This is a genomic window from Pseudomonas sp. W4I3, assembly GCF_030816195.1.
Classification (GTDB): domain Bacteria; phylum Pseudomonadota; class Gammaproteobacteria; order Pseudomonadales; family Pseudomonadaceae; genus Aquipseudomonas.
Genome location: NZ_JAUSXS010000001.1, coordinates 249,937 through 267,795 on the forward strand (window position 1 = coordinate 249,937; position 17,859 = coordinate 267,795).

Consider the following 17,859-nt stretch of genomic DNA (forward strand, 5'->3'; position numbering starts at 1 on the left):
TCACGAGGGACGCTCATGAGTCGTTTGGCTATTTTTCTATTGACCGCCTGCCTGGGCGCCAGCGCCGTGGCCGCCGACGCTATCGACGCTAACCGCAAGAAAGACTTCGGCGATATCACCGTTCACTACAACACCTTCACCTCAAGCTTCCTGTCTCCGGAAACCGCCCAGAACGTCGGCGTGGTGCGCAGCAAGGAGAAGGGTTTGATCAATGTAACCGTGATCAAGGGCGTGACCCCCGTCCCGGCCCAAGTGACCGGCACCATCAAGGACCTGGGCGGCAAAAGCGAGATCTTGACGTTCAAGCAAATCGAAGAGAAAGGCGGGGTCAGCTACCTCGCGCCTTACTCCGTGACCCAGCGCGAATACAAGACGTTTACCATCAACGTTGAAACCGGCGGCAAGGCCCATGGTTTCCAATTCAACCAAGAACTGTTTCCGGCCGAATGATGAACCTGACTCAACTCGTACTGGCCAGCCATAACGCCGGCAAACTCAAAGAATTGCAGGCCATGCTCGGCGACGCCGTGCAACTGCGCTCGATCGGTGAGTTCAGCCAGGTGGAGCCGGAAGAAACCGGCCTGTCATTCGTCGAAAACGCCATCCTCAAGGCACGCAACGCCGCACGCCTCTCCGGCCTGCCGGCCTTGGCGGATGACTCGGGCCTGGCGGTGGACTACCTCGGTGGCGCACCCGGCATCTATTCGGCGCGCTACGCCGACGGCAAGGGCGATGCGGCCAACAACGCCAAGCTACTGGACGCGCTCAAGGACGTACCGGATGCGATGCGCGGTGCGCAGTTCGTCTGCGTGCTGGCGTTGGTGCGTCACGCTGACGACCCGCTGCCGATCCTCTGCGAAGGCTTGTGGCACGGGCGCATCCTGCATGCCGCCAGCGGTGAGCACGGCTTTGGCTACGATCCACTGTTCTGGGTGCCGGAGCGCAACGTCTCCAGCGCCGAACTGAGCCCGGCCGACAAGAACCAGATCAGCCACCGCGCCCGCGCAATGGATTTGCTGCGCCAACGCCTGAGCCTGAAATGACCCACGACACCCAGGCGCTGCCACTGATCCACGGTGGCGCGCAAACCCCTCGGGCGGCGCTGCCTGTGCTGCCGCCCCTGGCGCTGTACATCCATATCCCCTGGTGCGTGCGCAAGTGCCCTTATTGCGACTTCAACTCCCACACCGCCAGCAACGTGTTGCCGGAAGAAGAGTATGTGGACGCATTGCTGGCGGACCTGGACCTGGACCTGCATGCCGTCTATGGCCGCAAGCTGAGCTCGATCTTCTTTGGCGGCGGCACCCCGAGCCTGTTCAGCGCCGCGGCATTGGGGCGGCTGCTCAAAGGCGTGCAAGCGCGCATCCCGTTTGCCGACGATATCGAAATCACCCTGGAAGCCAATCCCGGCACCTTTGAGCAAGAGAAGTTCGTGGCGTATCGCGCGCTGGGGATCAATCGCCTGTCCATCGGCATCCAGAGCTTCCAGCAGGCAAAGCTCGAAGCCCTGGGTCGCATCCACAACGGCGATGAAGCCATACGCGCCGCAGATATGGCGCGCCAGGCCGGATTCGACAACTTCAACCTGGACCTGATGCACGGCTTGCCCGATCAATCCCTGGACGACGCGCTGGCCGACCTGCGCCAAGCGATCGCACTCAAGCCGACGCACTTGTCCTGGTACCAACTGACCCTGGAACCCAACACCGTGTTCTGGAACCAGCCACCCGCGCTGCCGGAAGACGACACCCTGTGGGACATCCAGGAAGCCGGTCAGGCGCTGCTCGCCGAGCACGGTTACGCGCAATATGAAGTGTCGGCCTACGCCCAACCGGGTCGCCCGGCGCGGCATAACCTCAATTACTGGAGCTTCGGCGACTTCATCGGTATCGGCGCGGGTGCCCACGGCAAGCTCAGCCATCCGGACGGGCGCATCGTACGCACCTGGAAAACCCGCGCACCGAAAGACTACCTCAACCCGGCCAAAAGCTTTCAGGCCGGAGCGAAAGAGTTGACCAATGAAGAGCTGCCGTTCGAGTTCCTGATGAACGCCCTGCGCCTCACTGAAGGCGTTGAGGCCAAGCTCTACGCCGAGCGTACCGGCCTTGAGCTGGCGAGCCTCGAAGAAGGCCGCCGCGAGGCAGAACAAAGCGGCTTAATGCAGGTCGAACCGTCACGCCTGGCGGCGACCGACCGCGGGCAACTCTTTCTCAATGACCTGCTGCAGACGTTTTTGAGCTGATCGCTCTTAAGGAAATCGAATGGATTTGGTACTCGACCTGCTCGCCACCGTGTCCCGCTGGAGCCGCAGCAACCTGTCGGAAATCTCCCTGGCCCTGGTCGGCTGTTTGCTGGTGCTGTTCGGCGCCGACATCAAGGGCTGGGTCGAAGCACGCCTGGGCAGCATCGCCGGCGCCCTGCGCGTCCCGTTGATGGCCCTGCTGTGCATGATCGGCAGCGGCGCAGCGCTGATCTACGCCACGCCGTGGATTGTGCGCGGGCTGAGTCAGTTCAATAACTACAGCCTGGCGCCGGTGCTGGTGGTGGTGCTGGTGTTGATTGGCGTCGTCGCGGATCGCCGCTGACCTCAAACCCAACACAAAAAAATGTGGGAGGGGGCAAGCCCCCTCCCACATTTTTACTGCATTTCAACGTTGCAGGCGGGTTAGGCCAGCTTTTCGAACTTCAAATCCCACACCCCATGTCCCAACCGCTCGCCGCGGCGTTCGAACTTGGTGATCGGACGCTCTGCCGGGCGTGGCACGCATTGGCCGTCTTCGGCGAGGTTGCGGTAGCCAGGCGCGACATTCATCACTTCCAGCATGTATTCGGCATACGGTTCCCAGTCGGTGGCCATGTGCAGGATGCCGCCAACCTTGAGCTTGCTGCGCACCAGCTCCGCGAAGGAGGCCTGGACGATGCGGCGCTTGTGGTGACGAGCCTTGTGCCATGGGTCGGGGAAGAACAGCATCAGGCGGTCGAGGCTGTTGTCGGCGATGCAGCGGTTGAGCACTTCAATCGCGTCGCAGTCATACACCCGCAGGTTGGTCAGGCCCTGGGTCAGCACGCCGTTAAGCAGCGCACCGACACCTGGACGGTGCACTTCCACACCGATGAAATCCTGGTCCGGCGCGGCCGCCGCCATCTCCAGCAGGGAATGCCCCATGCCGAAGCCGATTTCCAGGGAACGCGGGGCCGAACGACCGAACACCTGGTCGTAGTCCACCGGCGCGTCGGCCAGGGGCAACACGAACAGTGGCGTGCCCTGCTCCAGGCCCTTTTGCTGGCCTTCGGTCATGCGACCGGCGCGCATCACGAAGCTCTTGATGCGGCGATGCTTGGACTCGTCGCCCGCTTCCACGGTGTTCGGCGTTTCGTTTGATTCAGTCATCAATAGCTCTTACTTGATCAGGCCATCCAGCGGCGAAGAGGCGCTGGCATAGAGTTTTTTCGGCATGCGCCCGGCGAGGTAGGCCAGGCGGCCCGCGACGATCGCGTGTTGCATGGCTTGGGCCATCATGATCGGTTGCTGGGCATGGGCAATGGCCGAGTTCATCAGCACCGCGTCGCAGCCCAGCTCCATGGCGATGGTTGCGTCGGAGGCCGTGCCCACGCCCGCATCCACCAGCACCGGGATCTTGGCTTCTTCAAGGATGATCTGCAGGTTGTAGGGGTTGCAGATACCCAGGCCGGAGCCGATCAGACCCGCCAGCGGCATCACCGCGATGCAGCCGATTTCCGCCAGCTGGCGAGCGATGATCGGGTCATCGCTGGTGTAGACCATCACGTCAAAGCCTTCCTTGACCAAGGTCTCGGCGGCCTTGAGGGTTTCGATCACGTTGGGGAACAGGGTTTTCTGGTCGGCCAGCACTTCCAGCTTCACCAGGTTGTGGCCGTCGAGCAGCTCACGAGCCAGGCGGCAGGTGCGCACGGCTTCGATGGCGTCATAGCAGCCGGCGGTGTTCGGCAGGAAGGTGTAGCGGTCCGGCGACAGCACTTCGAGCAGGTTCGGCTCGCCCTCGATCTGGCCGAGGTTGGTGCGACGTACGGCGAAGGTCACGATTTCGGCGCCCGAGGCTTCGATGGCCAGACGGGTTTCTTCCATGTCGCGGTACTTGCCGGTGCCGACCAGCAGACGGGACTGGTAGGTATGGCCGGCCAGGACGAAGGGCTTGTCGCTACGAACAATGCTCATGGGAATTCTCGTAATGGGGTGAGGTTTCGCAGAATGCATAAGGCCGGGGGTGACTAGCCACCGCCGATGGCGTGGACCACTTCGACCTGGTCACCTTCGCTGAGCGCGGTGCTTTCGTGCAGGCTGCGCGGGACGATATCCAGGTTGAGCTCCACTGCGACACGACGCCCGGTGAGGTCCAGGCGGGTCAGCAGGGCCGCGACGGTTTCACCGTCGGGCAATTCAAAGGGTTCGCCGTTCAACTGAATGCGCATGCCGCAGGCCGCCATCGTTTTTAGGGGCCGGCATTCTAACGCGATTGGGACTGAAGGTCAGCTCCAAGCGTCAAGCGGTCAGTTGCAGGCGCCAGGCGAGCAAGCCGAGGAAAAACCAGCCCAACAGGAACGCCAGGCCGCCGAACGGGGTGATGATCCCGAGTTTGCTGATGCCGGTCAGGGTCAACAGATACAGGCTACCGGAGAACAAAAGGATCCCGACTGCAAATGAAATGCCCGCCCAGGTGACCAGTCGTCCGGGAATGTGCGCAGCCAGCAGCGCCACGCCAAACAACGCCAGGGTGTGCACCAGCTGATAAGTCACGCCGGTGTGGAAGATTGTCAGGTATTCGGCGCTCAGGCGGTTCTTCAGACCGTGGGCGGCGAAGGCACCGAGGGCCACACCGGTGAAACCGAAAAAGGCAGCCAGCATCAGAAAGCTACGCAGCATGAGGAACTCCAGTCAGACTCATCGGGCAGGGTCTGTATAATGGCCCGCTCAACGGGTTCGGCCAAGCCATCTCTATGCTGCGTATCCTCTTCAACCGCTTTCTCAACGTCCTGAAATGGTTCGCCATCGGCAGTGTGCTGCTGGTGCTGCTGTTTCGTGTCGTGCCGCCGCCGTTCACTGCGCTGATGGTGGAGCGCAAGGTCGAATCATGGATCGACGGCGAGCCTATCGACCTGCAGCGTAGCTGGGTGCCGTGGGACGAGATCTCCGATGACCTCAAACTGGCGGTGATGGCCGGTGAAGACCAGCGCTTCCCGCAGCACTGGGGTTTTGACTTTGGTGCGATCCAGGCGGCAATCGTGCATAACGAGCGCGGCGGCTCGATCCGGGGCGCCAGTACGTTGAGCCAGCAGGTGTCGAAGAACTTGTTCCTGTGGGCCGGCCGCAGTTATCTGCGCAAAGGCCTGGAGGCCTGGTTTACCGGGTTGATCGAAGTGTTGTGGCCCAAGCAGCGCATTCTTGAGGTCTACCTCAACAGCGTGGAGTGGGATGACGGCGTGTTCGGGGCAGAGGCGGCGGCGCGGCACCATTTCGGGGTGAGTGCCAAGGGGCTATCGCGACAGCAGGCCAGCTACCTGGCGGCCGTGTTGCCGAATCCACGGGTGTGGAGTGCCAGTCATCCGACAGCGTATGTGGCGCGGCGCGCAGCGTGGATTCGCCAGCAGATGAGTCAGCTCGGCGGGGATGGCTACCTGGCGGAGCTCAACAACTCCCGCAAGGCCCCCTGGTCCGACTGACACAACACAGAAACAAATGTGGGAGGGGGCTTGCCCCCCTCCCACAGTTTTAGGCAGCGATCGACAGCTTCAGCTTGTTCATCGCGCTTTTCTCAAGCTGACGAATCCGCTCGGCCGACACGTTGTACTTCTGCGCCAGGTCGTGCAGCGTGGCTTTTTCTTCTGCCAGCCAGCGCTGGTAAAGAATGTCACGGCTGCGGTCGTCCAGCACTTCGAGCGCTTCGTGCAGGTTGTGGTTGGAGTTGTCGCTCCAGTCCGCATCCTCCAGTTGACGCGCCGGGTCGTACCGGTGGTCTTCCAGGTAGTTGGCCGGCGATTGGAAAGCGCTGTCGTCGTCTGCTTCGGCAGCCGGGTCGAAGGCCATGTCATGGCCGGTCAGGCGGCTTTCCATCTCGCGCACTTCACGGGGCTCCACACCGAGGCTTTCGGCCACGCGGTGGACTTCCTCGTTGTTCAGCCACGCCAGGCGTTTCTTCTGGCTGCGCAGGTTGAAGAACAGCTTGCGCTGGGCCTTGGTGGTCGCGACTTTCACGATGCGCCAGTTGCGCAGGATGAACTCGTGAATTTCCGCCTTGATCCAGTGCACAGCAAACGACACCAGGCGCACGCCCATTTCCGGGTTGAAGCGCTTGACCGCCTTCATCAGGCCGACGTTGCCTTCCTGAATCAGGTCAGCCTGGGCCAGGCCGTAGCCGCTATAGCTACGGGCGATATGTACGACAAAACGCAGGTGGGCGAGCACCATCTGCCGAGCCGCCCCCAAATCCTGCTCATAGTAGAGACTCTCGGCCAGTTCACGCTCCTGCTCGGGCGTCAGCAATGGAATGCTGTTGACCGTGTGCACATAGGCTTCCAGGTTCGCACCCGGGACCAAGGCATAAGCAGGTTGCAAAGAAGTGGTCATACGAAAAAACCTCCGACTCACATAACTCGTGCAGTTCAGCACTGCGAAAATTGACCGGGAACCGTAGGACAAGTTCCCTAAACCACTGATACGGTCAATACAAACGAAACCACATTACCCTGACATTAACTACTTCGGTGCCAGCTCACGTAAATGCCGTGCGACCGCAATCCACGCACCGATATACCCCAACAAGACCGCGCCGAGCAAGAGGCTCAGACCATCCGCTACGGGCACGCCGGCCAGGGCGAAATCGCTGCCGTACAAGCCGGCAAGCCCGATAACCGCGTCGTTCAGCCAGTCAAGGCCAAACGCCAGCACGCCCCAGGATAAAACCCCGGCACCAAAGCCATAAAGCGCGCCCATGTACAGAAAAGGACGACGCACATAGCTGTCCGTGCCGCCGACCAGTTTAATCACTTCTATCTCAGTGCGACGGTTTTCAATATGAAGACGAATGGTATTACCTATCACCAAAAGTAATGCAGACACCAACAACACTGTCAAACCGAATACAAAGCGATCGCCCAGCTTGAGAATCGCGGCCAGGCGCTCTACCCAGACTAGATCAAGTTGAGCCTGTTGCACCTTGGGCATCTCTGCGAGTTTTTGTCGCAGGGCTTCCAGGGCCGGCTTGTCCACTTCATTTGGCGTTACCAGAACCACGCCCGGTAGCGGGTTCTGCGGCAGCTCCTTGAGCGCTTCACCCAGGCCGGATTGCTGCTGGAACTCCTCAAGCGCCTGATCGCGGCTGATGTACTCGGCATCCGCTACGCCGGGCAGATTCTTGATGTCGTCGCGCAGCCCCTCGCCATCCTTGGTGCTGGCGTCGAGGTTGAGGTACAGCGAAATCTGCGCCGCGCGCTGCCAGGAACCGCCCAGGCGCTCCACATTATTGAGCAGCAACGACAAACCCATCGGCAGGCTCAGGGCCACGGCCATCACCAGGCAGGTGAAAAAGCTGCCGATCGGCTGCTTGCCCAGGCGGCGCAGGCTGTCGAGCAGGCTGGCGCGATGGCTTTCGATCCAGGCACGCAACAGCGTGCCGAAGTCCGGGCCGTCGTCTTCGTCGTGTTTTTTCTTTTTCGGTTGCGGATCGGCCGGTTTCGGCGCCACGCGTTCGGATACTTTAGGACTGCGTGTTGCACTCATACGCCAGCCTCCCCGTCACCGATCAGACGACCGCGTTGCAGGGTCAGCATGCGATGGCGCATGCGAGCAATCAGCGCCAGGTCGTGACTGGCGATCAACACGCTGGTGCCCAGCCGGTTGATGTCTTCGAACACCCCCATGATCTCGGCCGCCAGGCGCGGGTCGAGGTTACCGGTGGGCTCATCCGCCAGCAGCAAGGCCGGGCGGTGGACGATGGCGCGAGCGATACCGACGCGCTGTTGCTGGCCGGTGGACAGGTCGCCGGGGTACAGGTCGGTCTTGTCCGACAGCGCCACGCGCTCCAAAGCCGAATCCACCCGCTTGACGATTTCGGCCTTGGACAGCCCGAGAATCTGCAGGGGCAAGGCAATGTTGTTGAACACCGTACGATCGAACAGCAACTGGTGGTTCTGAAACACCACGCCGATCTGGCGGCGCAGGAACGGGATCTGCGCGTTGCTGATGGTGGCCAGGTCCTGGCCCGCCAGCAGCAGCTTGCCGGTGGTCGGGCGTTCCATGGCCAGCAACAGGCGCAACAAGGTACTTTTACCGGCGCCGGAGTGGCCGGTGACGAACAAGAACTCGCCGCGCCGTACTCGAAAGCTCAGCTCATGCAAGCCCACATGCCCGTTGGCGTAGCGTTTACCGACCTGTTCGAATCGAATCATGAACGCTCCCGCTCGGCAAACAGTGCCTCTACAAAGGGTTCGGCTTCAAAGGTGCGCAGGTCGTCGATGCCTTCACCGACGCCGATATAACGAATCGGCAACCCGAACTGTTTGGCCAGCGCGAAAATCACACCGCCCTTGGCCGTGCCGTCGAGCTTAGTCAATGCCAGGCCGGTCAGTTGTACCGTCTGGTTGAATTGCTTGGCCTGGCTGATGGCGTTCTGCCCGGTGCCGGCGTCCAGCACCAGCAGCACTTCATGGGGAGCGTCGGCGTCGAGCTTGCCGATCACGCGGCGGACTTTCTTCAGCTCTTCCATCAAATTGTCTTTGGTGTGCAGGCGACCGGCGGTATCGGCGATCAGCACATCGATGTTACGGGCCTTGGCGGCCTGCACGGCGTCGAAGATCACCGAAGCGGAGTCGGCACCGGTGTGCTGGGCGATCACCGGGATCTTGTTGCGCTCGCCCCACACTTGCAGTTGCTCGACGGCAGCGGCACGGAAGGTGTCGCCGGCGGCCAGCATGACTTTCTTGCCTTCGGACTGCAGCTTCTTGGCCAGCTTGCCGATGGTGGTGGTCTTGCCGGCGCCATTGACGCCGACGACCAGGATCACGAACGGTTTTTTCGGGGTGATCACCAGCGGTGCTTCAACGGGCTTGAGCATGGCGGCCAGCTCGGCCTGCAAAGACTTGTACAGCGCGTCGGCGTCGGTCAGCTGCTTGCGTGCGACCTTCTGGGTCAGGCTCTGGATGATCACGGCGGTGGCTTCGACGCCCACGTCTGCGGTGAGCAGGCGGGTTTCGATGTCTTCAAGCAACTCGTCATCGATGGTTTTCTTGCCCAGGAACAGGCTGGCCATGCCTTCGCCGATACTGGCGCTGGTTTTGCTCAAACCTTGTTTGAGGCGGGCGAAAAAGCCGGTTTTGCTGGTTTCAGCGGCCGGTTCTTCAACAACGGCAGGCGCGGCAACCACGGCAGGCACAGGGGCTTCAAGAACTGGTGGCGCCTGGACGACGGCCTCTACGGGCTCAATCACAGCGGGAATCGGCGGCGTTACGTGCTCAACCTGCACATCCTCAACCAGCGCCACCGGCTCTTCAGCCACCGGCAGTTCCGGCCACGGCTTGTGCTCTGGCTCTGGCTCTGGCTCTGGCTCTGGCTCTGGCTCTGGCTCGACAGCAGGCTGCAGCACCGGCTCGGCCATCGGCAACACCGTCGGCGCCGGTGTCTCGGCAACCGGTTCAGCTTCTACTATAGGCTCGGGGATGGATTCAGGTTGGACCTGCGGCTGTTCGACGACGGTTTCCTGCGGCTTTTTGCGCAGCCATCCGAACAGGCCTTTTTTCTCGCCAGCCGCAGCTGGGGTCTTCTTGTCGTCGTTGGAACCAAACATGGAGACGGCTATCTCAAGGTAGCGACGCGCCAAGCGGCACATCGGTAAATAAAATTCGATGCGTAACAGACTGTTTTTTAGCCAGCTCGTTCATGCGCAACATTTTGTAAGGCCAAAATAGGGCCTTAACAAGACAGCCACAGTGGCCGTCCCTAGGTCGGATCAGTATCCTAGCACCTCCTCGCCCGCCGACGCTAAGACCAAGCGGGCAGTCCAACAGGTTTAAAAACGAATGAATGCTCTAGCCCGCCGCGCCGCAGGCCTGCTGTTCGGTACAGTTTGTCTGCCTCTTTCAGCCCTGGCTGCCGATCCACAACCCACCCATGAGTTCACGCTGGACAACGGCCTCAAAGTCGTCGTGCGTGAAGATCATCGCGCGCCCGTGGTGGTTTCCCAGGTCTGGTACAAGGTGGGTTCGAGCTACGAAACCCCGGGCCAGACCGGTTTGTCCCATGCTCTGGAACACATGATGTTCAAGGGCAGCGCCAAGGTCGGCCCCGGCGAAGCCTCGCTGATCCTGCGCGACCTGGGCGCCGAAGAAAATGCCTTCACCAGTGACGACTACACCGCTTACTACCAGGTGCTGGCCCGCGATCGCCTGGGCGTGGCCTTTGAGCTGGAAGCCGACCGCATGGCCAGCCTGCGCCTGCCGGCCGATGAGTTCAGCCGCGAAATCGAGGTGATCAAGGAAGAGCGCCGCCTGCGCACCGACGATAACCCGATGTCCAAGGCCTACGAGCGCTTCAAGGCCATGGCCTTCCCGGCCAGCGGCTATCACACGCCAACCATCGGCTGGATGGCCGACCTGGAACGCATGAAGGTCGAGGAACTGCGCCATTGGTACCAGGCCTGGTACGTGCCGAACAACGCAACCCTGGTGGTTGTCGGCGACGTCACCCCAGACGAGGTGAAGACCCTGGCCCAGCGCTACTTCGGCCCGATCCCCAAGCGCGACGTACCGCCCGCCAAGGTCCCGATGGAGCTGGCCGAGCCCGGCGAGCGCCTGCTGACCCTGCACGTGCAAACCCAGCTGCCCAGCGTATTCCTGGGCTTCAACGTGCCCGGCCTGGCCACGGCCGAGGACAAGCGCTCGGTACAGGCCCTGCGCCTGATCTCGGCCTTGCTCGACGGCGGTTACAGCGCGCGCATCTCCGAGCAGTTGGAGCGTGGTGAAGAACTGGTCTCCGCCGCTTCCACCGATTACGACGCCTATACCCGCGGCGACACCCTGTTCATGCTGACCGCCACGCCCAACCAGCAGAAGAAAAAGACCGTCGCCCAAGCCGAAGCCGGCCTGTGGCGCCTGCTGGAAGAGCTCAAAGCCAAGCCGCCAACCGCTGAAGAGCTGGAGCGGATCCGCGCCCAAGTGATTGCCGGCGTGGTCTACCAGCGTGACTCCATCACCAGCCAGGCCACATCCATCGGCTCGCTGGAAACCGTCGGCCTGTCCTGGAAGCTGATGGACACCGAGCTTGCCGACCTGCAAAGCGTGACCCCGGAAGATATCCAAAAGGCTGCGCGCACCTATTTCACCCGCGAACGTCTGAGCGTCGCCCATGTTTTGCCTGAGGAGACCGCTCATGAGTGACCGCAAAAGCAATCGCCTGATTCTGCCCGGCCTGATCGCCGTTACCCTGGCTGCGGCCAGCGCCGTGTACCTGTTGCGCCCAAGCGAGTCGGTCGCCAGCCAGGCCCTGGACAAGGCCCAATCGACCAGCAAGCTGCAATCGCTGGCGGAGCTGGACGGCAAGGCCCCCACCAACCGCAAGCTCGATGTGCAAACCTGGACCACCGCCGAAGGCGCCAAGGTGCTGTTCGTCGAAGCCCATGAGCTGCCGATGTTCGACGTACGCATCCTGTTCGCCGCCGGCAGCAGCCAGGACGGCAACGTACCGGGCTTGGCCTTGATGACCAACGCCATGCTCAACGAAGGCGTGCCGGGCAAGGACGTCAGCCAGATCGCCAGTGGCTTTGAAGGCCTGGGCGCCGATTTCGGTAATGGCGCCTACCGCGATATGGCGCTGGTGTCCCTGCGCAGCCTGAGCGACAGCGACAAACGCGATGCCGCACTTGCACTGTTCGATGACGTGATCGGCAAGCCAACATTCCCGGCAGACTCACTGGCACGTATCAAGAACCAGATCCTGGCCGGCTTCGAATACCAGAAACAGAACCCCGCTAAGCTTGCGAGCATCGAGCTGTTCAAGCGCCTGTACGGCGACCACCCCTATGCCCACCCAAGCGAAGGCACGCCTGAAAGCGTTCCGGCCATTACCGTGCAACAGATGCAGGCGTTCCACGCCAAGGCTTACGCAGCCGGCAATGCCGTGATCGCGGTGGTGGGCGACCTGACCCGTGCCGAAGCCGAAGCCATGACCGCCAAGGTCTCCGCCGCGCTGCCCAAGGGCCCGGCCCTGGCGAAAATTGCCCAGCCAACCGAGCCAAAGGCCGGCCTGAGCCGCATTGAGTTTCCTTCCAAGCAGACTCACCTGCTGTTCGCGCAGTTGGGCATCGATCGCGCCGACCCGGACTACGCGGCACTGTCGCTGGGCAACCAGATTCTGGGCGGTGGCGGCTTCGGTACGCGGCTGATGAGTGAAGTGCGCGAAAAACGCGGCCTTACCTACGGCGTGTACTCCGGTTTCTCGCCGATGCAGGTGCGTGGCCCGTTCATGATCAACCTGCAGACCCGCGCCGAAATGAGCGGCGGTACGCTGCGTCTGGTCGAAGACGTCGTGGCTGACTACCTCAAGACCGGCCCCACCCAGAAAGAGCTGGATGATGCCAAGCGCGAACTGGCCGGCAGCTTCCCGCTGTCCACCGCCAGCAACGCCGATATCGTCGGGCAACTGGGCGCCATGGGTTTCTATAACCTGCCGCTGAGCTATCTGGAAGATTTCATGAAACAATCCCAGGCCCTGACCGTAGAGCAGGTCAAGGCGGCCATGAACAAACACTTGAGCGCCGACAAAATGGTCATCGTGACCGCCGGCCCGACGATTGCGCAAAAGCCACTACCGCCCCCCACTGATAAACCCGCCGAGCAGCCGCTCGGGGTTCCGGAGCATTAATGGCCAGTTCATCTCGCCCGAAAAAACCTGTCCACAACGTACATAACGGTGTGGGCCAACTGCGCATCATTGGCGGTGAATGGGGCAGCCGCAAGCTGAGTTTCCCCGATGTCGTGGGCCTGCGCCCGACGCCGGATCGCGTGCGCGAAACCCTGTTCAATTGGCTTGCGCCGTACATCGGTGGCGCCAAAGTGCTCGACCCGTTTGCGGGCAGTGGCGCGTTGTTCCTGGAGGCGCTGTCCCGTGGCGCCTCCCAGGCACAGGCGCTGGACGCGAGCAACGTGGCGGTGTCCAGCCTCAAGGAACACCTGGGCACGCTGCGTTGCACCAACGGCCAGGTGCAGACCGCCGACGCCTTGCGCTACCTGGAAACCCAGGCAGCCAGCGAATATGACGTGGTGTTCCTCGACCCGCCGTTCAACCAGAACCTGCTGCCAACCGTGTGTGCGTTGCTGGAAGAACGCCAATGGCTGGCACCGGATGCGTGGATCTACACTGAAAGCGAGACGGCGCCATCCACCCTCGGCCTGCCGGGAAGCTGGCGCTTGCACCGTGAGCAGAAGTCCGGGCGGGTCTATTACGCGTTGTGGCACCGCACCCTGTAGGAGCGAGCTTGCTCGCGAAGGTCGGACAGGCGACATGGGCTAGCTGATAGCGCTGCGTCATCGTTAACGTTTTTCGCGAGCAAGCTCGCTCCTACTGGAGCCGGGGAGCGAGTATTTCATGACTGCACCTGTGGACCGCTTCAAACCCGCCTTTGGCCTGGGCAACCCCCATCTGCAAACGCTGTGGGGGCCGCTATGGCGTCCCACCACTCATATCGAGCGTCAACGCGAACGCCTGTGGCTGGAAGACGGCGACTTTCTGGACCTCGACTGGCACGGTCCCCATGACGCGCAAGCGCCTCTGGTGCTGGTGCTGCACGGGCTGACCGGTTCCTCCAACTCGCCCTACGTGGCCGGCCTGCAAAAAGTCCTTGCCGCGCAAGGCTGGGCCAGCGTGGCATTGAACTGGCGCGGTTGTTCGGGCGAGCCGAACCTGTTGGCCCGCAGCTACCACTCGGGGGCCAGCGAAGATCTGGCCGAAACGATTGCCCATCTGCGTGCCAAGCGACCGTTGGCGCCGTTGTATGCGGTGGGTTATTCCCTGGGCGGCAACGTGCTGCTCAAGCACCTGGGGGAAACCGGTGAAGCCTCTGGGCTGCACGGTGCGGCGGCGGTGTCGGTACCGTTTCGTCTGGATCAATGCGCGGACCGGATCGGTTTGGGCTTTTCGCGGATCTATCAGAAGCACTTCATGCGCGAGATGCTGGCCTATATCCGCATCAAGCAGCGCCAATTTTTGCAGGACGGCCGGCAAGACGGGCTCAACACCCTGGAAGCGTTAGGCTCACTGGAGAAAATGCGCACATTCTGGGACTTCGACGGCCGAGTCACCGCGCCGCTGCACGGTTTCCTCAACGCTGAGGATTACTACCGCCGTGCCTCGAGTCGCTATTACCTGGGCGCGATTCGCACGCCAGCCCTGATTATCCAGGCGGCGGATGACCCGTTCGTATTTGCCCATAGCCTGCCCGAAGCCAGTGAGCTATCAGACTGTACCGAGTTCGAGCTGACGGCCAAGGGCGGGCATGTCGGGTTTGTCGATGGCTCATTGAAGCACCCAAGCTACTATCTGGAACGCCGCATTCCCCAATGGCTACTGACACAACACGGTTAAAAAATGTGGGAGGGGGCTTGCTCCCGATATAGGTGGCTCAGCTAAAGATAAGCCGGCTGATCCACCGCTATCGGGAGCAAGCCCCCTCCCACATTTTGATTGGGTTCACAAGCCGATTGCTCAGTCGCCTGTGGCCACTTCCCGCTTGGGATCTGTAATCCACTCGCTCCACGAGCCCGCATACAACTTGCCCAACGGGTACCCCGCCAAACTCAGGGCAAACAAGTTATGGCACGCCGTCACACCCGAACCGCAATACGCCACCAGCTCATCCGGCGATCGCCCTTGCAATTGCGCGGCAAACCGCTGCTTAAGCTGTTCAGCCGGCAAAAAGCGGCCATCGCTGCCCAGGTTTTCATTGAATGCCGCACATTGCGCGCCGGGTATATGCCCGGCAACTGGATCGATCGGCTCCACATCGCCACGAAACCGCGCCTGGGCGCGAGCGTCGATCAAGGTCATGCCCGGTTCGCCCAGGCGTTTTTGCAACTGCTCGGCCTCCAGCACCAACTGATCATCCGGTGCACCCGCAAAAGTGCCGGGTTCGACCACCGGCGCATCCAGGCTCAAGGGAAAGCCCGCCGCATGCCAGGCTTTGAGGCCGCCATCCAGAATGAACACGCCGTCGCGTTTGCCGAGCCAGGCCAGCAGCCACCATGCCCGCGCCGCAAAGGCCCCTGGCCCATCGTCATACAGCACCACATCGGTGTCTGCGCTGATGCCCCACGCCTGCAATTGCTCGATGAGTGCATCCGCTGCCGGCAGTGGGTGACGGCCCGTCGCGCCCTTGATCACCGGGCCGCTGAGATGACGTTCCAGGTCGGCATATTGCGCCCCTTCGATATGCCCTTCGGCATAGCTGCACAGCCCGTAGTCCGGGTCTTCAAGGGCAAAGCGGCAATCGAGAATCACCAGCCCGGCCGCTTTCTGACGCTCGGCTAATGACGGGGGGGTGATCAGTTGGGCAAGCGGCATGACTGACTCCTGTGAACGCAAAGGGGAAAGGTCTTACTTCACTTCATCCAGTGCCTGGTTCAACGGCACGTAAAACTCTTTGAACAACGCATCCACCGCCGCTTTTGCCTGAGGCGTGACAAACCCCGCCTCCAGCACCAGCACCTGATACACACCGCGCTTTATGGCTTCGGCGCTCAAATGGGTGGAGTTTTCATTGGTGGTGCACAGAAAACGCACCCACGAGGTGAGGATGATCCAGGCATTGAGGGTCAGGGCCTCGGTTTGCACCGGGTCCATGCTGAGAATGCCGGCGTCGACAAAGCCCTGGTAAATCGCCCCGCCCTGGGTCAGGCAGCGCTGGGAGAAGCGCCGATAGCCAGTGGCCAGCTCCGGGTCACTTTCCAACAAATGCTCAAGGTCGCGATGCAGGAAGCGGTAGCGCCACATGCCGGCCAATACGGCCTGCAGGTAAAAGCGCTTGTCTGCGACGACCATCGCTCGCCCTTGAGGCGGGCGTAGGAAATTATCCACCAGCGCTTCGTATTCGCGGAACAGCACGGCGATAATCGCCTGCTTGTTGGGGAAGTGGTAGTACAGGTTGCCCGGGGAAATTTCCATGTGGGCGGCAATATGGTTGGTGCTGACACTGCGCTCACCCTGCTGGTTAAAAAGCTCCAGGCTGGTTTGCACAATGCGCTCGCTGGTCTTTACTCGTGGTGCCATAGGGATCAGCTTCCAAACACGGGATGGGGCATCTTACGGCCTATCCGGGCCCGGATAAATCTGGATGTTACTGCAATGTTATTTGACAATTTAGAGTAATGACTCTAAAAATCCAGGCAGACCTATAACAACCGGGATCGCGCCATGTCTGCCAATGTTGCTTACCTGCAAGAATCCCAGGCGCTGGACCAGCTCCAGGACCTGTTCGAAGCGCAACGTCGTGCCTATGCCGCCAACCCGATGCCGCCGTCCGCGCAACGTCAGCAATGCGCTCAAGGCCTTGCGTGATCTGCTCAGCGCTGAACGCCAGGCGCTGATCAACGCCATCAGCCAGGACTTCAGCCATCGCAGCGCCGACGAAACCCTGTTTGCCGAACTGATGCCCAGCCTGCATGGCATTGATTACGCCAGCAACCACCTCAAAGGCTGGATGAAGCCTTCCCGGCGCGCTGTCGGCATTGCCTTTCAGCCCGCGTCAGCCAAAGTCATTTATCAACCGCTGGGTGTCGTCGGCGTGATCGTGCCGTGGAACTACCCACTGTACCTGGCCATCGGCCCGCTGGTCGGGGCCCTGGCCGCCGGCAACCGGGTGATGCTCAAGCTCAGTGAGTCCACACCGGCCACCGGTGAACTGCTCAAGGCACTGCTGGCGAAGATCTTTCCCGAGGATCTGGTGTGCGTGGTGCTCGGCGAAGCTGACGTCGGCATGGCGTTTTCCAAGCTACGTTTCGATCATCTGCTGTTCACCGGGGCCACCAGCATCGGCAAGCATGTGATGCGGGCGGCCGCTGAACATCTCACGCCGGTCACCTTGGAGCTGGGCGGCAAATCGCCGGCGATTGTCTCGGCTGACGTGCCGCTCAAGGACGCCGCCGAGCGCATCGCCTTCGGCAAGTCTCTGAACGCCGGGCAAACCTGCGTGGCACCCGACTATGTGCTGGTGCCGGAAGACCGTGTGGACGGTTTTGTCGAGGCGTACTCCAACGCCATTCGCGGGTTTTATCCGACCCTGGCCGACAACCCCGACTACACCGCCATCATCAACGAGCGCCAACTGGCCAGGCTCAATGCCTACGCCAAGGACGCCACCGACAAGGGCGCCACCCTGATTCCCTTGTACGACCAGGGCCAGGCACGGCGCATGGCCCACAGCCTGCTGCTGAATGTGAACGACGACATGACGGTCATGCAGGATGAGATCTTTGGTCCGCTGTTACCGATCGTGCCCTATCGCGGCATCGACCAGGCGTTTGCCTACATCAACCAGCGCCCTCGCCCACTGGCCCTGTATTACTTCGGTTACAACAAAAGTGAACAGAACCGCGTGCTGCACGAGACCCACTCCGGCGGCGTGTGCCTGAACGACACCCTGCTGCATGTGGCCCAGGACGACATGCCGTTTGGCGGCATCGGCCCCTCCGGCATGGGCCACTACCACGGTCACGAAGGCTTTCTGACCTTCAGCAAGGCCAAGGGGGTGCTGGTTAAACAGCGCCTGAACGCGGCGAAGCTGATCTACCCGCCCTACGGAAAAACCATCCAGACGCTGATCCAGAAGCTGTTTATCCGCTGAT

The 17,859-nt window shown here is 61.6% G+C and carries 19 protein-coding genes and 1 pseudogene; 10 read left to right on the forward strand and 10 right to left on the reverse strand.

Annotation, left to right across the window (positions count from 1 at the left end; genetic code table 11):
* Positions 1 to 15 precede the first annotated feature (15 nt).
* Genes QF045_RS01150 through QF045_RS01165 form a run of 4 tightly spaced genes read left to right on the forward strand, consistent with a single transcriptional unit; the run spans position 16 to position 2,585 of the window.
* Positions 16 to 450 (forward strand): DUF4426 domain-containing protein, encoded by a 435-nt coding sequence (locus QF045_RS01150; protein ID WP_306490732.1) that lies wholly within the window; start codon positions 16 to 18, stop codon positions 448 to 450.
* On the forward strand, positions 447 to 1,043 hold the full coding sequence (gene rdgB / locus QF045_RS01155) for an RdgB/HAM1 family non-canonical purine NTP pyrophosphatase (protein WP_306490733.1): 597 nt from the start codon (positions 447 to 449) through the stop codon (positions 1,041 to 1,043). The genes QF045_RS01150 and rdgB overlap by 4 nt, the downstream gene beginning before the upstream one ends.
* Entirely contained in the window at positions 1,040 to 2,242 is a 1,203-nt protein-coding gene (gene hemW / locus QF045_RS01160) for a radical SAM family heme chaperone HemW (RefSeq protein WP_306490734.1), read from the forward strand. The genes rdgB and hemW overlap by 4 nt, the downstream gene beginning before the upstream one ends.
* Positions 2,243 to 2,261: 19 nt before the next feature.
* A complete protein-coding gene (locus QF045_RS01165; RefSeq protein WP_003176691.1) occupies positions 2,262 to 2,585 on the forward strand; it encodes a DUF3392 domain-containing protein in 324 nt (107 codons plus the stop codon).
* A gap of 80 nt (positions 2,586 to 2,665) precedes the next feature.
* Here QF045_RS01165 and trmB read toward each other — a convergent pair whose 3' ends face one another.
* From trmB to QF045_RS01185, 4 genes are all read right to left on the reverse strand, one after another.
* Positions 2,666 to 3,391 (reverse strand): tRNA (guanosine(46)-N7)-methyltransferase TrmB, encoded by a 726-nt coding sequence (gene trmB, locus QF045_RS01170; RefSeq protein ID WP_306490735.1) that lies wholly within the window; start codon positions 3,389 to 3,391, stop codon positions 2,666 to 2,668.
* Positions 3,392 to 3,400: 9 nt separating this feature from the next.
* Positions 3,401 to 4,195, reverse strand: a complete 795-nt coding sequence (locus QF045_RS01175; RefSeq protein WP_124388605.1) for a thiazole synthase — start codon at positions 4,193 to 4,195, stop codon at positions 3,401 to 3,403.
* A 53-nt stretch (positions 4,196 to 4,248) separates the two neighbouring features.
* Positions 4,249 to 4,449, reverse strand: coding sequence for a sulfur carrier protein ThiS (thiS, locus tag QF045_RS01180; protein ID WP_306490736.1), 201 nt, complete (start codon positions 4,447 to 4,449; stop codon positions 4,249 to 4,251).
* 70 nt (positions 4,450 to 4,519) lie between these two features.
* Positions 4,520 to 4,900, reverse strand: a complete 381-nt coding sequence (locus QF045_RS01185; RefSeq protein WP_306490737.1) for a DUF423 domain-containing protein — start codon at positions 4,898 to 4,900, stop codon at positions 4,520 to 4,522.
* A gap of 74 nt (positions 4,901 to 4,974) precedes the next feature.
* On the opposite strand from QF045_RS01185, the gene mtgA reads away from it, so the two are divergent.
* A complete protein-coding gene (gene mtgA, locus QF045_RS01190) occupies positions 4,975 to 5,697 on the forward strand; it encodes a monofunctional biosynthetic peptidoglycan transglycosylase (protein ID WP_306490738.1) in 723 nt (240 codons plus the stop codon).
* Positions 5,698 to 5,746: 49 nt separating this feature from the next.
* Here mtgA and rpoH read toward each other — a convergent pair whose 3' ends face one another.
* The 4 genes from rpoH to ftsY all read right to left on the reverse strand — a co-directional run bounded on the left by rpoH (position 5,747) and on the right by ftsY (position 9,815).
* Positions 5,747 to 6,601, reverse strand: coding sequence for an RNA polymerase sigma factor RpoH (gene rpoH / locus QF045_RS01195; protein WP_003176698.1), 855 nt, complete (start codon positions 6,599 to 6,601; stop codon positions 5,747 to 5,749).
* Between the two features lie 129 nt (positions 6,602 to 6,730).
* On the reverse strand, positions 6,731 to 7,753 hold the full coding sequence (ftsX, locus tag QF045_RS01200) for a permease-like cell division protein FtsX (protein WP_306490739.1): 1,023 nt from the start codon (positions 7,751 to 7,753) through the stop codon (positions 6,731 to 6,733).
* Positions 7,750 to 8,421: a cell division ATP-binding protein FtsE gene (gene ftsE / locus QF045_RS01205; protein WP_003213784.1), complete on the reverse strand. Its 672-nt coding sequence runs from the start codon at positions 8,419 to 8,421 to the stop codon at positions 7,750 to 7,752. The genes ftsX and ftsE overlap by 4 nt, the downstream gene beginning before the upstream one ends.
* On the reverse strand, positions 8,418 to 9,815 hold the full coding sequence (gene ftsY, locus QF045_RS01210; RefSeq protein WP_306490740.1) for a signal recognition particle-docking protein FtsY: 1,398 nt from the start codon (positions 9,813 to 9,815) through the stop codon (positions 8,418 to 8,420). The genes ftsE and ftsY overlap by 4 nt, the downstream gene beginning before the upstream one ends.
* A 232-nt stretch (positions 9,816 to 10,047) precedes the next feature.
* Here ftsY and QF045_RS01215 point away from each other — a divergent pair, with 232 nt between their 5' ends.
* The 4 genes from QF045_RS01215 (at position 10,048) to QF045_RS01230 (ending at position 14,605) form a co-directional block, all read left to right on the forward strand.
* Positions 10,048 to 11,403 (forward strand): pitrilysin family protein, encoded by a 1,356-nt coding sequence (locus QF045_RS01215; protein WP_124388611.1) that lies wholly within the window; start codon positions 10,048 to 10,050, stop codon positions 11,401 to 11,403.
* Positions 11,396 to 12,886 (forward strand): pitrilysin family protein, encoded by a 1,491-nt coding sequence (locus tag QF045_RS01220; protein WP_306490741.1) that lies wholly within the window; start codon positions 11,396 to 11,398, stop codon positions 12,884 to 12,886. The genes QF045_RS01215 and QF045_RS01220 overlap by 8 nt, the downstream gene beginning before the upstream one ends.
* On the forward strand, positions 12,886 to 13,491 hold the full coding sequence (rsmD, locus tag QF045_RS01225) for a 16S rRNA (guanine(966)-N(2))-methyltransferase RsmD (protein WP_306490742.1): 606 nt from the start codon (positions 12,886 to 12,888) through the stop codon (positions 13,489 to 13,491). The genes QF045_RS01220 and rsmD overlap by 1 nt, the downstream gene beginning before the upstream one ends.
* Before the next feature lie 118 nt (positions 13,492 to 13,609).
* Entirely contained in the window at positions 13,610 to 14,605 is a 996-nt protein-coding gene (locus QF045_RS01230) for a hydrolase (protein ID WP_306490743.1), read from the forward strand.
* Between the two features lie 120 nt (positions 14,606 to 14,725).
* Here the strand turns inward: QF045_RS01230 and QF045_RS01235 are convergent, their stop codons facing one another.
* Both QF045_RS01235 and QF045_RS01240 read right to left on the reverse strand, forming a co-directional pair.
* Positions 14,726 to 15,580 carry a sulfurtransferase gene (locus QF045_RS01235; protein WP_306490744.1) on the reverse strand — a complete coding sequence of 285 codons (855 nt, stop codon included), beginning with the start codon at positions 15,578 to 15,580 and terminating at the stop codon, positions 14,726 to 14,728.
* A 33-nt stretch (positions 15,581 to 15,613) separates the two neighbouring features.
* Positions 15,614 to 16,285 carry a TetR/AcrR family transcriptional regulator gene (locus tag QF045_RS01240; RefSeq protein ID WP_306490745.1) on the reverse strand — a complete coding sequence of 224 codons (672 nt, stop codon included), beginning with the start codon at positions 16,283 to 16,285 and terminating at the stop codon, positions 15,614 to 15,616.
* 144 nt (positions 16,286 to 16,429) lie between these two features.
* On the opposite strand from QF045_RS01240, the pseudogene QF045_RS01245 reads away from it, so the two are divergent.
* Positions 16,430 to 17,858, forward strand: a pseudogene (locus QF045_RS01245) (coniferyl aldehyde dehydrogenase).
* Position 17,859: the final 1 nt, after the last annotated feature.